The 14,725-nt window shown below is 39.7% G+C and carries 16 protein-coding genes; 7 read left to right on the top strand and 9 right to left on the bottom strand.

Annotated features, from left to right (window positions below):
* Nucleotides 1–113: 113 nt before the first annotated feature.
* The 8 genes from I6F48_RS10655 to I6F48_RS10620 form a co-directional block, all read right to left on the bottom strand.
* On the bottom strand, nucleotides 114–1,217 hold the full coding sequence (locus tag I6F48_RS10655) for a tyrosine-type recombinase/integrase (RefSeq protein ID WP_197119379.1): 1,104 nt from the start codon (nucleotides 1,215–1,217) through the stop codon (nucleotides 114–116).
* The gene (locus tag I6F48_RS10650) at nucleotides 1,201–1,692 is read right to left on the bottom strand and encodes a helix-turn-helix domain-containing protein (protein WP_024593419.1); all 492 of its coding nucleotides are present in this window, start codon (nucleotides 1,690–1,692) and stop codon (nucleotides 1,201–1,203) included. The genes I6F48_RS10655 and I6F48_RS10650 overlap by 17 nt, the downstream gene beginning before the upstream one ends.
* Nucleotides 1,679–1,885 (bottom strand): helix-turn-helix transcriptional regulator, encoded by a 207-nt coding sequence (locus I6F48_RS10645; RefSeq protein ID WP_165740715.1) that lies wholly within the window; start codon nucleotides 1,883–1,885, stop codon nucleotides 1,679–1,681. The genes I6F48_RS10650 and I6F48_RS10645 overlap by 14 nt, the downstream gene beginning before the upstream one ends.
* A gap of 116 nt (nucleotides 1,886–2,001) precedes the next feature.
* Entirely contained in the window at nucleotides 2,002–2,847 is an 846-nt protein-coding gene (locus I6F48_RS10640) for a hypothetical protein (protein WP_165740714.1), read from the bottom strand.
* 18 nt (nucleotides 2,848–2,865) lie between these two features.
* Nucleotides 2,866–4,068 carry a tyrosine-type recombinase/integrase gene (locus I6F48_RS10635; protein ID WP_197119378.1) on the bottom strand — a complete coding sequence of 401 codons (1,203 nt, stop codon included), beginning with the start codon at nucleotides 4,066–4,068 and terminating at the stop codon, nucleotides 2,866–2,868.
* 215 nt (nucleotides 4,069–4,283) lie between these two features.
* Nucleotides 4,284–5,930: a chaperonin GroEL gene (gene groL, locus I6F48_RS10630; protein WP_165728306.1), complete on the bottom strand. Its 1,647-nt coding sequence runs from the start codon at nucleotides 5,928–5,930 to the stop codon at nucleotides 4,284–4,286.
* 48 nt (nucleotides 5,931–5,978) lie between these two features.
* The gene (locus I6F48_RS10625; RefSeq protein WP_007580032.1) at nucleotides 5,979–6,266 is read right to left on the bottom strand and encodes a co-chaperone GroES; all 288 of its coding nucleotides are present in this window, start codon (nucleotides 6,264–6,266) and stop codon (nucleotides 5,979–5,981) included.
* Between the two features lie 110 nt (nucleotides 6,267–6,376).
* Nucleotides 6,377–6,853: an FxsA family protein gene (locus I6F48_RS10620; protein ID WP_165740712.1), complete on the bottom strand. Its 477-nt coding sequence runs from the start codon at nucleotides 6,851–6,853 to the stop codon at nucleotides 6,377–6,379.
* Between the two features lie 178 nt (nucleotides 6,854–7,031).
* Between I6F48_RS10620 and cutA the strand changes: the two genes are divergently transcribed.
* The 5 genes from cutA to accC all read left to right on the top strand — a co-directional run bounded on the left by cutA (nucleotide 7,032) and on the right by accC (nucleotide 11,731).
* Complete coding sequence (gene cutA / locus I6F48_RS10615; RefSeq protein ID WP_007580036.1) at nucleotides 7,032–7,352, top strand: divalent-cation tolerance protein CutA; 321 nt, start codon at nucleotides 7,032–7,034, stop codon at nucleotides 7,350–7,352.
* Complete coding sequence (locus I6F48_RS10610) at nucleotides 7,352–9,187, top strand: protein-disulfide reductase DsbD (protein ID WP_197119377.1); 1,836 nt, start codon at nucleotides 7,352–7,354, stop codon at nucleotides 9,185–9,187. Before cutA ends, I6F48_RS10610 begins: the two co-directional genes overlap by 1 nt.
* A gap of 228 nt (nucleotides 9,188–9,415) precedes the next feature.
* Nucleotides 9,416–9,868, top strand: coding sequence for a type II 3-dehydroquinate dehydratase (aroQ, locus tag I6F48_RS10605; protein WP_007580040.1), 453 nt, complete (start codon nucleotides 9,416–9,418; stop codon nucleotides 9,866–9,868).
* Nucleotides 9,869–9,905: 37 nt separating this feature from the next.
* Nucleotides 9,906–10,364, top strand: coding sequence for an acetyl-CoA carboxylase biotin carboxyl carrier protein (gene accB / locus I6F48_RS10600; RefSeq protein ID WP_007580042.1), 459 nt, complete (start codon nucleotides 9,906–9,908; stop codon nucleotides 10,362–10,364).
* Nucleotides 10,365–10,390: 26 nt separating this feature from the next.
* Nucleotides 10,391–11,731: an acetyl-CoA carboxylase biotin carboxylase subunit gene (accC, locus tag I6F48_RS10595; protein WP_165728302.1), complete on the top strand. Its 1,341-nt coding sequence runs from the start codon at nucleotides 10,391–10,393 to the stop codon at nucleotides 11,729–11,731.
* 374 nt (nucleotides 11,732–12,105) lie between these two features.
* On the opposite strand, the gene I6F48_RS10590 is transcribed toward accC, so the two are convergent.
* A complete protein-coding gene (locus tag I6F48_RS10590; RefSeq protein WP_165728301.1) occupies nucleotides 12,106–12,807 on the bottom strand; it encodes a FadR/GntR family transcriptional regulator in 702 nt (233 codons plus the stop codon).
* Nucleotides 12,808–12,993: 186 nt separating this feature from the next.
* Between I6F48_RS10590 and I6F48_RS10585 the strand changes: the two genes are divergently transcribed.
* Together I6F48_RS10585 and I6F48_RS10580 are read left to right on the top strand one after the other, a co-directional pair.
* Nucleotides 12,994–13,752 carry an SDR family NAD(P)-dependent oxidoreductase gene (locus I6F48_RS10585; RefSeq protein WP_166378329.1) on the top strand — a complete coding sequence of 253 codons (759 nt, stop codon included), beginning with the start codon at nucleotides 12,994–12,996 and terminating at the stop codon, nucleotides 13,750–13,752.
* 3 nt (nucleotides 13,753–13,755) lie between these two features.
* On the top strand, nucleotides 13,756–14,706 hold the full coding sequence (locus I6F48_RS10580) for a 2-dehydro-3-deoxygalactonokinase (RefSeq protein ID WP_197119376.1): 951 nt from the start codon (nucleotides 13,756–13,758) through the stop codon (nucleotides 14,704–14,706).
* Nucleotides 14,707–14,725 lie beyond the last annotated feature (19 nt).

Below are 14,725 nucleotides of genomic sequence, written 5' to 3'. Positions count from 1 at the left end.
TACGCTTTGTTAATGTTGATTCGTGTTTTATTGATACTATGACTTGCCTTGATAACTGGTATCAATATACAACTGCTTTTTGATACCAGATAATCAGGTTAATGTAATGGACTTTACTTTTGTGCCATCATTTTCTGAAAGGCTTGAAATTGATTAAATTGCTCTTCCATATCAGGGGAGGTACTTTCAGCTGGCTTGGCTAATTTACGCAGTAACTCTGCTTGTTTATAATCTGGCACATCACCATAACTATAAAAACTGGTTAATACGCTTTCATGCCCCAAGTTTTGACTCCATGCTTTAAATTCTTCAGGTGTTAAACAAAGATTCTCACCTAGCCTTACTAAAGTGTTACGGAAGCTATGAGGATTAAAGTAGGGTAAACCAACAGCCTCAAAAGCTTGTTTGAATACCTTGCGGATAGGGGTAGCATTACTCCAGTGCTCTTTAAGTAACCCAATGGCCTCAAACTGCTGATTTTTATTGTGTCCTAATTTGGTTTTTGGAAATAATGGATCATTTTGCTTATATCCAAGTTCATTTATTAAGTATTCAATCCAGTGAGTCAGAATCTTTGATGGCAGCTCACCCACAGGAAAAAAGTAAGTAGTAAAGGTTTTACTATATTTAGTATTTACATCCCTAGCATCTTGATAAAAGCTTTGCTCGGTAATATCAATGTGTTTAATTTTGGCTGAGGCTACGGCACTATCTCGTGCGCCAGTTAAGATAATAAAAGCGATTAAAGCTCTTTCACGCATCTCAATCTCCGTACTAGAGGGCATTGCTTCTAATGTCTGAATAACTTGCTCAATTTTAGCCACATTTTTTCTTCGCTTTGTATTAGCAATACGAGTATCTTTTTCAGATAAATTGAAATATTCAATATCGCTGTAGTTGATTTTTGCTCTATAACCTTTTTGCGTAACTAAAAAGTGAAAGAACATTTTTATGTGACGAATTGCAGTAAGTACTGTTGCTTTACTCAATACCTCTCCAGTCACAGTTGATTTTTGAGCAAGAAGATCCTTCTTAAACCCAATGGCATGCTTTGCCCTAAACTTATTAAAATCAAGGTACCCTGTATATTCTTCAAAGCGATTAATTGACTTCATGGCACCGTCAACAGTTGATTTGTCGTAGCTTTTTGCATCCCCCAAATACTTGCTATACTCATGAAGAATTCGGGCGTTATTAGTGTTATTTTTTTTCATCATTAAATACCATATCAAAAGGACAATTTAAGAGAGCTTCTTCTCTCAGGATTAAGTGTTTTTCAGCTATCGGTAATTTACCCTCAAGTTCAAGCCAAATTTGATTCACATTGCGCCAAGAAACATATTTATTTGCTTGGCAGCCACATTCTTTACAGTGCCCAGACATCTGCGCCATACCAGCAGGTTTCGATATAAACTTAAGTGATTCTATAGTTGGGTTTTTAGGCTCTTTGCATTTGAAACAGTAAATTTCATGTATTTCACATTTGTACATGTAAGTTTTTCGCTTCTGCTTTAAATGAACTTTTAAGTCGCTTCCATGGATCAAAAGTGGACGCCTATCATCAATTACAGGCAAGCCAACACGAATCCAGTTACGTACAGTTTTAGGATGAACTCCTAATGCTTCGCTAACATCAATCACTGTATAACTACGATGAATTTTGATGCGATTGGGGTTGTTACGACGGCTCATTGTTAGTCACCTTAGATGCAGCTATGCGCTTATCAAGCCATTGCTCAATGTCTGAATCGAGCCAGCCAACAGCTCGCTCACTTAGTGAAATAGTTTTCGGAAAAATGCCTTTAGCCATACCCAAGTAAATGGTACTGCGAGATAGACCTGTTTTATTTTTAACTTCAGGTAAGCGAATTATTTTATGGGACACATTGGAACCTTTTAATCGTTTATTGGATGATTAGAAGGTTATTTGATTTGAGAGGTCTGAAACGCAATTGAAGAAAGTAGAGTTTCAATTGCGTTTTTTAATTCATACAAAGGGGGCTAATCTATATGCTCAGCAAGTTCTTGTAGAGTTGCGCGGACGGTGTTGTCAGCGATAGTTTTACCATATTTTTCAACGATTAATTTAATAACGGGGGCAGAAGCTTTATAAGGAGGGGTTATACCTAACTCTTTCAGTAGTGCCCCTATTAGAATGTTTTTTGTAGTTCGTTCTTTAGATGTAAGTGGTTTTTCTTCTTGCGGCTTATTTTCTATCAATTGGATAAAGCGAGTGATTTCACGATTTTTTATAATCAAAACGCAACCAGCATCAGAAAGTTTGATACAAGGTACATATTGTATGTCATATTTATCAGTTCGAACTAATTGCTCAAGAACTATGGGAAGATTTTCAAAAATCTTAGCAGGTTCTTCCGCAAGGGCACGTTTCCTCTCTTTTGATTCGTTGTATTCAGGACTACATATTTTCTCATAGTCAAAGTATTTATATAGCTTACAAGTGACGCCATCTTGTTGCACTAAGATACCATTTTTACTACGGTTTTTTACACTTACCCCTGAATTGCTTTCTTCATAATACTCTTTAATTTCATAAGCCTCTTGGCCTTGCATTGTTAAATCCCAAATACCAGCCATACTTTGAACAGTGCGGTTCAAGGTATTAAATTTTTGCTGAGGTAACTGCTTCTCAGTTTCATCGACTCCCCCCAATTCACCCTCTATACCATATCCATCATTTACAAAATACATAGATAGTTTTAAGTGACCATCGAGTGCTAGCCGATATAAATCATTTACAGTTATATTTTCATTTATTTCTTTAGAGATACGCGCAGCTGCATTTTCAAGTGAGAGCCACTCTCTAAACTTGTCTGTTTTTTTCATTGCTTTTATGTACCATTGTTATTTTATATTAGACAATTGATCTAAATAGTCTGCCCATTCTTGCATTAGTTTTGTTCTCTCTGCCAAGTATATTGAGCGATTGTAGGCTCTTGATGTAGCCGAGCCAGTAAGGTGGGCAAGTTGCACTTCAATGACATCGTGGTTCCAGCCTTTTTCGTGCAGTATGGTTGATGCTGTACTTCTAAAACCATGTGCTGACATGACATCGGCAGGGTACCCTAAATCTCGTAAACGATTAGTTAATACATTTTTACTCATAGGTTTGCTGCCATCTCTTTGGTTAGGAAATACCAACTTGGAGTAGCCTGTAACAGTTTTCACTTCTTTTAAGTGTTTTACGACTTGCTTTGACATCGGCACAATATGCTCTCGGCCGCGTTTCATTTCTTCGGCTGGTATTCTTATTAGTGAATCATCAAAGTCAACGTATTCCCACTTCAGGTTCCTAATCTCAGTTGGTCTTAAGAATACTCTAGGTATTAATTTAAGTGCTTCAACAGTGCAGTAATTGCCTGATTCTGTTGTATCTATATCTCTAATCAATTGGGCAAGTTCATTAGGCTTAACGATTGCAGCCCTATGTTTTACTTTTGGTAAGGGTTTTAGTATATCGGTGAGAGGTAGGCCTTGTGCAGGATTATTTCGTGTCAATCTGTGCGCTAATGCATAACCAAAAACACGATTGATTACCGCCAGTATATTTGGTGCTTTTCTGGGGCTTCCAGTTGCTTCAACTGCTAACATGAGTTCAGTAATATGCCCAGCGTCAATATTATCAATGTGAAGGTTACCTAAGCTTTTAGAGTCCACCAGCAGCCAACGATTGATTCTTTTTTCGTGATCCTCCGACCAAGAACCTTTTTGCTGCTCCCACCACTTTATTGCAATGGTTGAAAATAACTTGTCTTTAGTTACCTCTTTTGTGCGTTTTCGTTCCCGCCTTTCATCCATAGGGTTAATACCATTGATTAAAGACGCTCTTGCTTCTTCAGCCAATCTTCTAGCTTCGCTGAGAGATATGGAGGGGTATTTTCCAAGAGCCATTTCTTGGTACTTTCCTGCATGTCTAAATCTGAGCCGCCATAGTTTGGAATTATTGTTTTTAACCAGTAAAAACAGATTGTTACCATCTGATTTCTTTATCTGCGCTTTGTCTTCAGGACAGGATATATTTTTTACTTCTTGTGCAGTTAATGGCATTTACATCTCTTGTGTGGGGTACTTTATGAGGGGTATGCATATTAAATATGAATAAAATCAAACTGAGGTTTGCAGTGGTACCCTTCATTAATACCTTGTTATTTTTGGAAGTAGTGAAATATTATCGGATGTAATAGGAAGCAAAGTCAATAAAAAAGCCCGCAAAACATAGTCTTGTGGGCTTCTTAGGATACTATGGTATATGGGTTAGATGATTACATCATGCCGCCCATGCCACCCATTCCGCCCATGCCACCCATATCAGCGCCACCAGCTTCATCTTTTGGGATTTCAGCTACCATTGCTTCAGTAGTGATCATTAGACCCGCAATAGACCCTGCAAACTGTAATGCAGAGCGTGTTACTTTAGTTGGATCTAGGATACCCATTTCAATCATGTCGTTGTATTCGCCAGTTGCTGCGTTGTAACCAAAGTTACCTTCGCCGCCTTTAACTGCGTTAATTACAACTGATGCTTCTTCGCCAGCGTTAGTTACGATTTGACGAAGTGGTGCTTCCATTGCACGAAGTGCAACTTTAATACCGTGGTTTTGATCTTCGTTGTCGCCAACTAAATCTACCAGCTTGCTAGCTGCACGTACAAGTGCAACGCCGCCGCCAGGTACTACGCCTTCTTCAACCGCTGCACGAGTTGCATTTAATGCATCTTCAACGCGGTCTTTTTTCTCTTTCATTTCCATTTCAGTAGCAGCACCTACTTTGATTACTGCAACACCGCCAGCTAATTTAGCCATGCGCTCTTGTAGTTTCTCTTTATCGTAGTCTGATGTTGCTTCTTCGATTTGTGCTTTAATTTGTGAAACACGACCGCTAATACCCGCTTCTTCACCAGCACCATCAATGATTGTTGTATCATCTTTAGTGATAATTACGCGCTTAGCTGTACCTAGGTCTTCAACTGTTGCTTTTTCAAGCTCTAAGCCGATTTCTTCAGAAATAACAGTACCGCCAGTTAATACAGCGATATCTTGTAGCATTGCTTTACGACGGTCGCCAAAACCAGGTGCTTTAACTGCTGATACTTTAACAATACCGCGCATGTTATTAACTACTAATGTAGCTAGTGCTTCACCTTCAAGGTCTTCTGCGATGATTAGTAGTGGTTTGCTTGCTTTAGCAACCGCTTCTAATGTTGGCAATAATTCGCGGATGTTAGATATCTTTTTATCTACAAGTAGAATAAATGGGTTATCTAGTTCAACAGTGCCTTTTTCTGGGCTGTTGATGAAGTAAGGAGATAAGTAACCACGGTCAAACTGCATGCCTTCAACAACATCTAGTTCGTTTTCAAGTGATTGACCTTCTTCTACAGTAATAACACCACTGTTACGGCCTACTTTTTCCATTGCTTGTGCAATGATGTCGCCAATCTCTTTATCAGAGTTAGCTGAAATAGTACCTACTTGTGCAATTGCTTTAGTATCAGAACAAGGAACAGATAACGCTTTAAGCTCTGCAACAGCAGCAATAACTGCTTTGTCGATGCCGCGCTTAAGATCCATTGGGTTCATGCCCGCTGCAACAGCTTTAAGGCCTTCATTAACAATAGACTGTGCAAGTACTGTAGCGGTAGTTGTACCATCGCCGGCTGCATCATTTGCTTTAGATGCAACTTCTTTAACCATTTGTGCGCCCATGTTCTCAAACTTGTCTTCAAGTTCGATTTCTTTTGCTACAGATACACCATCTTTAGTGATAACTGGTGAGCCAAATGATTTATCTAGTACAACGTTACGGCCTTTAGGACCTAATGTAACTTTTACTGCGTTTGCCAGGATGTTTACGCCAGTTAGCATTTTAGCGCGTGCGTCACCTGCAAAAAGTACTTCTTTTGCTGCCATGTTTTAAATTCCTCTAAATTCTTAAATGTTTATAAACGAAAAGTAGGTTTAGCCTACAATGCCTAAAATATTATCTTCACGCATGATCAGGTACTCTTGACCTTCGATCTTTTCAACTTTTTCAACATATGAGCCAAATAACACAGTGTCACCGGCTTTAACTTCTAACGCTCTCACGTCACCGTTTTCTAAAACGCGACCATTACCTACGGCTACAACTTCTCCGCGAGTTGATTTTTCAGCTGCAGAGCCAGTTAATACAATACCGCCAGCAGATTTTGTTTCTTCTTCTAGACGTTTAACGATTACGCGATCTTGTAAAGGACGAATGTTCATGTTTTTTAGTTCTCCTAACAGTTTCTGAACAGTACAGAAAAAAGCTTTTCTAATTTGCATTCATTAATGGGGGTAGAGTGAAAAATTCCAAGAGAAAAAACGATAAATTTTTAATCTTTTCGCTCATATTCACCATCAATAGTGGTTGGTCGTTCCATTTGCCCTTGCTCTCGTTCAGCATGTTGCTGCCCAGCAAACGGCGATGGCCCTTGTTGCATGCCTGCGCTCATTCTAACAGTTGCTTGGCTAGCAAGGCCTGCAGCCAATTTGTTACGAATTGCAGGGGTTAATAATAGTAGCCCAAATACGTCAGTCATAATGCCAGGAGTAAGGAGTAATACACCTGCAATTACAACGCATATTCCGGTAAATAATTCTTTGGCTGGCATTTGCCCTTGCGCCATTTGCGCTTGTACGTTTTGCAGCGCCCCCATACCTTGTGTTTTAACCATTTTGGCACCTAAAATCGCCGTAATAACAACAAGTGCAATTGTTGCAAATCCGCCAATCACGTCGCTTACTTGAATCAGCAAAGCGATTTCGACAATAGGGATGATAATAAACAACACAAATAAAAATCTAAACATAGCGCTCTCTAAATAATGACACTCAAAAGAGTTGATGAAATATAAATGAGGGTGACGAGGTCTCTTTTCAAGGTTAGGGCATAGGTATCGTCATTTTACTGATATTTTAGCGTCTACACATTGTATCGGCTATCAGATACTATGATGATAGACACTGTCCAATAAGTATAGGTTCATAATGACTACGCATTTTAAAATGATTTTTACGACCTGCAAAGACGAAGCAGAAGCACGCACACTTGCAAGGGCGTTGGTAGAAAAAAAACTAGCTGCTTGTGTAAATATTTTACCTAACATGGGCTCTATTTATATGTGGGAAGGCGAAGTTGCAGAAGCAACTGAAGCTAAGCTACTTATAAAAACGAAATCAGATAAAATGAACGATGTGTTTCTAACAATAAAAGAGTTACATAGCTACGAAGTGCCAGAGATTCAGGTTTTAGAAGTTTCTACGGGAAATTTGGCGTATTTTAATTGGATGGACGAGGTACTGAATTAATGCGTTTTTTCTTTTTATTGTTGGTTACATTATTAACCGTACCTGTAAAGGCTGCGACTAATAATGTGCTTGGTGATCTACTTGGGCCTCCTCAACACACTTTTTTACCTGTAGACCAAGCGTTTGTATTTGACTTTGATCAGCAAGGCAGCACCTTGTTTGTAGGTTGGGATATAGCGCCAGACTATTATTTATATAAAAAGAAAATAGAAATCATTGCCAAGGGCGCAAACATTCAAGTAGGTGACTCGGGTAGTGGCGAAATTATTGAAGATGAATTTTTTGGTAAAACAGAAGTCTTTTTTAATACCGCGAGCGTTGTTAGTAAGTTAAGTAATATCACTGAGGGAGCGGTTGTTAAAGTTCGCTATCAGGGCTGTGCAAAAGCGGGGCTTTGTTATCCACCAGAAGTGATTAGCATTCCACTTAGTGTAATTAGTGGCGCACAGATTAAAAATGTAGATCAAAATAGCGCTACAGATGAAGCGGCAACAGCGCAAAGTACATTTGCAGCACTCAACGATCCAATTACTGAACCTACAACAAACTCAGGTGACACCGAAAAAGAACTGACTTTTACTGAGCAATTAGCCAGTCAGAGCTTAATAACTAATTTACTCATATTTTTTGCTGTTGGTGTAGGCCTTGCTTTTACGCCATGCGTATTCCCAATGTTTCCAATTTTGTCGAGCTTAATTGCGGGTCAGCAAAACCTTTCAACTAAAAAAGCGTTTGCGTTGTCGTTTGTATATATACAAGGCATGGCAGTTACCTATGCAGCACTAGGCTTAGTTGTTGCGGCGCTTGGTGGGCAAGTGCAGGGGTATTTACAGCATCCATTTGTGTTAATCAGTTTTAGTTTATTGTTTGTATTATTGGCTATGTCGATGTTTGGTTGGTACGAAATTAAACTGCCAAGCAGTATGATGAGCAAGCTAACCCAAGTAAGTAACAACCAAAAAGGCGGCAACTACGTTGGCGTATTTTTAATGGGTGTACTTTCGGGATTGATTGCATCACCTTGCACTACGGCACCACTGTCGGCGGCACTGTTATTTGTAGCGCAAAGTGGTGATTACTTAGTAGGTGGTTTAACACTGTACGTGCTCAGTTTAGGTATGGGATTACCATTGTTATTACTCGGTACATCTGGCGGTAAATTGCTTCCTAAAGCGGGTGGTTGGATGGAGCAAGTTAAAACCTTGTTTGGTTTTGTGATGCTCGTTGTGCCGCTTATATTACTTGAGCGACTAATCAGCGCCGACATTATATTATTAATGGCAGGTGTGCTTGCACTAGCAACAGCACTGTACTTACATCATTGGCAAAGTAGCCAAACACAAAGCAAGTTAAAAACTGCATTATGGTTTGCTGCAACTCTATTAGTTATTACAGGCTTTACGTTAACTAAAAACTACTTTTGGCCAGTTCAAGTACAAACAGTACAGGTAAGCTCGCAAAATAATGAGTTTAAACAGGTTGCTGATTTAGCAGAACTAAAAGAAGCAGTTGCACAAGCAAACGACGAAGGTCGAATGGTTATGGTCGATTTGTATGCCGACTGGTGTGTGGCGTGTAAAGAGTTTGAACATTACACCTTTCCTGATGCCAAAGTGCAAAGTGAGTTTAGCCACTATCAGCTTATTCAAATTGATTTAACTGAGAGTGATAATAAAACAATTGAGCTAATGGAAGAGTACACGGTGTTTGGTTTACCTAGTATTTTGTTTTTTAATACTCAAGGACAAGAGCTTAGTACGCAGCGCGTAACGGGCTTTTTAAATGCTGAGGACTTTGCTAAACACCTAGCAGTTGTGCGCGCCAGCGCACAATAATAGTGCAATAGTGCCACTTGAATTGACTAAGTGGCACCTTCTTAATTCTTCTTATATTTGTACCCACGACACTGATAAGACCAGTATTTTGCTGCTATTTACGTCGAAATCACTATAATAGTTGGTTAACGTGAGAAATTGTTGCTACATTGCTTTTTCTGCTTACTTAAAAGTGAAAAACTAGTTAGTAACCGCTTAACTCATTACTTATAGGATATATCGCGTATTATGGCTGCAAAATTTAACCTTTTAGTTATAAATGGTCCAAATTTAAACATGCTTGGTAAACGTGAACCGGATAAATACGGTTTTCAGACGCTGAGTGAGATTATGGAGGAGCTAACCAGTGCTGCTAATAGTCTAGATGTTGAGTTAACGCATTTTCAAAGTAATAGTGAGCAAGCACTCATCGAACGAATTCACGATGCTTGGCAAGCGGTTGATTACATAATTATCAACCCAGCTGCATTTACGCATACTAGCGTCGCATTACGTGATGCACTGTTGAGTGTTGATATTCCGTTTTTTGAGGTGCACTTAAGTAATGTGCACGCACGTGAAGCCTTTCGTCATCATTCGTATTTTTCTGATGTGGCACAAGGCGTGATATGTGGATTAGGTGCAATGGGTTATCACGCAGCATTGAATGCCGCTGTGAGCCGGTTGCAAAGCGCAATTTAATTTAAATTAACACACAAACTAACAGGCGGGTCGTGTAATGGATATTCGCAAGATAAAGAAGCTTATCGAATTAGTAGAAGAATCAGGTATTGCTGAGCTAGAAATCACTGAAGGTGAAGAATCAGTACGTATTAACCGCAACAACATGAGCGCTGGCCCAGGTTACCCGCAATTTGCTCCACAGCAATATGCACCAGCGCCAGCAGCACCAGTTGCAGCGGCTCCTGTAGCTGTTGAAGCAGCAGCACCAGCTGAGCCTACGGGTCATCAAGTTAAATCACCAATGGTTGGTTCTTTTTACTCAGCTGCGTCTCCTGAAGCTCCAGCATATGTAGAAGTTGGTCAGCAAGTTAAAGTTGGCGATACACTTTGTATTATCGAAGCTATGAAAATGATGAACCAAATTGAATCAGATAAAGCCGGTACAGTAAGAGCTATCTTAGCTGAAAATGGCGAGCCAATAGAATTTGATCAACCTCTATTCATCATTGAATAATAGCGTAACCTAAAAGGCCAACTCTAATGTTAGATAAAGTAGTCATTGCAAACCGAGGTGAAATTGCACTTCGTATATTGCGCGCCTGCAAAGAGCTTGGGATCAAAACGGTTGCTGTGCATTCAACGGCAGATCGCGATCTTAAGCATGTATTGCTTGCAGATGAAACCATCTGTATTGGTAGACCATCAGCAACTGAAAGTTATTTAGATATTCCGCGCATTATTGCTGCGGCTGAAATAACTGACGCTGTAGCGATTCATCCTGGTTACGGTTTCCTTGCAGAAAATGCTGATTTTGCCGACCAAGTTGAGCAAAGTGGTTTTGTATTTATCGGTCCTCGTGGCGACACTATTCGCCTTATGGGTGATAAAGTGTCTGCTATTGCAGCAATGCGTAAAGCCGGCGTTCCATGTGTTCCTGGCTCTGACGGCCCGGTATCAGATGATAAAGAACGCAACATGCAAATCGCTAAGCGTATCGGTTACCCGGTAATCATCAAAGCCGCTGGTGGCGGTGGTGGTCGTGGTATGCGTGTTGTTCGCAGCGAATCTGAACTTATTGATTCAATTGCATTAACACAGCAAGAAGCTAAGCAATTCTTTGGTAATAGCATGGTTTACATGGAAAAATTCCTTGAAAACCCACGCCACATCGAAGTTCAAGTATTAGCAGACGGCCAAGGTAATGCAGTACATTTAGGTGAACGTGATTGTTCTATGCAACGTCGTCACCAAAAAGTAGTTGAAGAAGCTCCTGCACCAGGAATTACTGCTGAAACGCGTAAATTCATTGGCGAGCGCTGTACACGTGCATGTATCGAAATTGGATACCGCGGTGCGGGTACGTTTGAGTTTTTATACGAAAACGGCGAGTTTTACTTCATCGAAATGAATACACGTATTCAGGTTGAACACCCTGTAACTGAAATGGTTACTGGTATCGATTTAGTAAAAGAGCAATTAAAAATTGCAGCGGGTCAGCCTTTATCATTCACTCAAGACGACGTTGTTATTCGTGGTCATGCTATTGAGTGTCGTATTAATGCTGAGGATCCTGAAACGTTTATTCCTTCACCGGGTAAAATTACACGTTTCCATCCTGCTGGTGGTTTAGGTATTCGTTGGGACAGCCATATTTACGCTGACTACACGGTTCCACCACATTACGATTCAATGATTGGTAAGTTAATTACTTACGGTGAAAACCGTGACGTAGCTATTGCTCGCGCGCGCAATGCACTTAACGAGCTGGTAATTGACGGAATTAAAACTAATACTCCTTTGCATAAGAGAATTCTTGCAGATGAAAACTTCAAAAATGGTGGTACTAACATCCACTATCTTGAGAAGAAATTAGGATTATAATTCGAGCCTAAAAAGGTGTTTTATCTCAGTTAATAACCAGAGTTATTAATCTGATTTAAATAATTAAAAATCCGATATCAGGTGACTGATATCGGATTTTTTAATGCCTGAAATACCAATCCGCAATAATACTTAATCATTTTTAGGGGCTAAACGTGTCGCTACCTGCGTTAAAAAATTCTCATTTAGAACAACTGAATAGCGAATTTTTTGCCTAGCTATCAACACGTTTTTTCATCCTCAAAATAGATCACTTAATTAAGCGAATTGGTATAATTTAAGCCTTATAGGTAATAAAAAAGTCCATCGAATGTACTGCAAAGAGTAAACTTGATGGACTTAATATTTATAAAATATGCTTAGCTAAAGTTGCATTAAACTAATTTAGATTCAATTAACTGTAGTGCTTCTTCTAAAATTGTTTCTACTGCTTTTTTTGCGCGTTCAGGGTCGCGTGACTTTATGGTTTCTAAAATATCAGCATGTTTAGCCACGTCTGCGCCCGGTACACCTTTAATGTGGTTTGTGTAGCGAATACTTACTCTAAGCGCAGTACTAATAAACTCAGTTAACTGTACAAAAAAGCGATTATTACTGGCCACTAATATGCTGGTATGAAAAGCAATGTCAGCTTCTAGTGGGTCGTCTAAGCCTTCGTCAGCTTCAGCCATACGAGCTAAGGCGTTATCAATTTCAGCGAGCTGTTCAGCAGTGGCATTTACTGCTGCAAGCGCGGCTGCTTGTGGCTCAAGCGCAACACGTACTTGAGTAAACTCTTTTAATAATGATAAAGATGGCTTACTGCTTAAAATCCAACGCAGTACGTCGGTGTCAAACATATTCCAGCTACTTTCTGGTAGTACGCGAATACCTTGCTTAGGACGAGATGAAATAAGTCCTTTAGCAGAGAGCATTTTTACGGCTTCGCGAGTAGCACTGCGACTCACATCGTATTTTATACATAAATCGGCTTCAGAAGGCAGGCCTTCGCTTACAGGGTAAACACCACGCACAATAGCAAAACCCAAATCGTGGGTTAATTGTTGTGTTAAATTTTGACGAGGTTGGCTTTTCATTGCGCAGGATTCCGAGTTGATATATTGCTTTATTATATATCATATATCATATTAATGTACTTGAGGATATGATATAAAGTTTTAATTGGCTAATTATTTTAGCACAGCGTTTTAGTTCTTTATAACGTCTATTGGCGTTTTTAATAAGCAAAACACTATTGTAAGTTGTTGTTTGGAGAGTTTAATTTGGACACCCTAGCTCAATATCATAGTATTTCTGGCAAAGTTGTTTTTATTACCGGTGGTGCATCAGGCATTGGCAGAGCAATGGTTAAATCCTTTGTAAACCAAAATGCAAAAGTAGCGTTTATTGATATTGATGATAAGGCTGCACAATCGCTCATTAGTGATTTACCCGATGCAAAACTATGGTACAGACAAGTAGATGTAACTGATTCGCATGCACTTCAGCAATCACTTGTAGATGCATGCGCCGCTTTTGGTGCCATTAATGTACTAGTTAATAATGTAGCGAACGACCGCCGCCAAGCAAGCGAAGACGTTACAGTGCAAGACTGGGATCAGTGCTTACAAATAAACTTAAACCCTGCTTTTTTTGCTTCTCAAGTTGCTATGTCTTTTATGAAAGGTGATGAGGCGGGTAGTATCATTAACTTTAGCTCTATTAACGCGATTATGGGCCAGCCACAAATGGCCGGTTATGTAACAGCAAAAGCAGGGTTAATTGGTATGACTAAGGCACTTGCACGCGATTATGGCGAGTTTGGTATTCGCGTTAACGCTATTTTACCAGGGTGGGTTGCCACCGACCGTCAACTAGCAAGTTGGTTTACCGAAGAAGAGCAAGTTAAGTGGATGGAAGCCATGGCGCTTAAAAAGTTAGTAACACCTGAAGATGTTGCTAATTTGGCACTCTTTTTAGCCGCCGACGAAAGCAGTATGATTACCGGGCAAAGTATTAAAATTGACGGTGGGAGGCTGTAAAGTTTGGCTACTTCATCTCTTTTTATTGCCGTTGACTGGGGCACAAGTCATTTACGCGCTTATTTGTGCGAAGTGAAAGCACAGTCAAAACTTACATTATTAGCACAGCGTGATGGCCTGGGTGTGGTTAAGGCGAATCAAAATTTTGAACAAACCTTAATAGACACGGTTGCGGTGTGGAAGCAACAATATGGCAGTTTACCTATATATATTGCAGGGCAAATTACCTCAAGTATTGGCTGGCACAAAACCCCTTATTTAGAATGCCCAATTAATCCCGAAGAACTCCTTAATGCGGCTATTAGCTTTGATTGCGATGGGCATATTATTAAGGCATTCCCTGGCACAAAATGTACGCTGCAAAATGGCTTATTTGATGTAATGCGTGGTGAAGAGCTGCAAATACTCGGCTTTTTAAAACAAAATTCACAGTATCAACAAGGTAAAATATTACTCTGTTTGCCGGGTACACATACCAAATGGGTGCTTATAAACAACGGCGAAATCATCTGCTTTAAAACAGCCATGACAGGTGAGTTGTACGATTTGTTATGCCATCAAAGTGTTTTAATTGCTAATGACTGCGCAGAAGGTGAGTTTGACTTTAAGGCATTTGAACAAGGTTGTGAGCTTACTTTAGGCAGCGATAGCGGTAACTTAGCACATGGTATTTTTAGCGTGCGTACCCGTCAACTTTCAAAAGAGTTATCGCCAGTACAAGCCAAAGCTTATTTGTCGGGCGTGTTAATTGGCAGCGATGTACGAGCTGCACGACATGCAAGCGAGTGGCAATTATTGAGTGATACACAAGTTGTGGTAATTGGTACAAAGCAGCTAAATAAATGCTTTACTACAGCGCTTAAACAAATTGGTGTGAAGTGTGTTGAGTTTGATATAAAAGCAGCCACACTAAGCGGCTTTAATTATTTATTTAATTTAGAGTCAAAAAAATAAACCCCTCTATAACGGTTAA

Origin of the sequence: Pseudoalteromonas sp. SWYJ118 (assembly GCF_015864505.1) — a bacterium.
GTDB lineage: Bacteria > Pseudomonadota > Gammaproteobacteria > Enterobacterales > Alteromonadaceae > Pseudoalteromonas > Pseudoalteromonas arctica.
The sequence above is the reverse complement of the archived record's forward strand: the minus strand, read 5'-3'. Positions and strand labels throughout refer to the sequence as shown.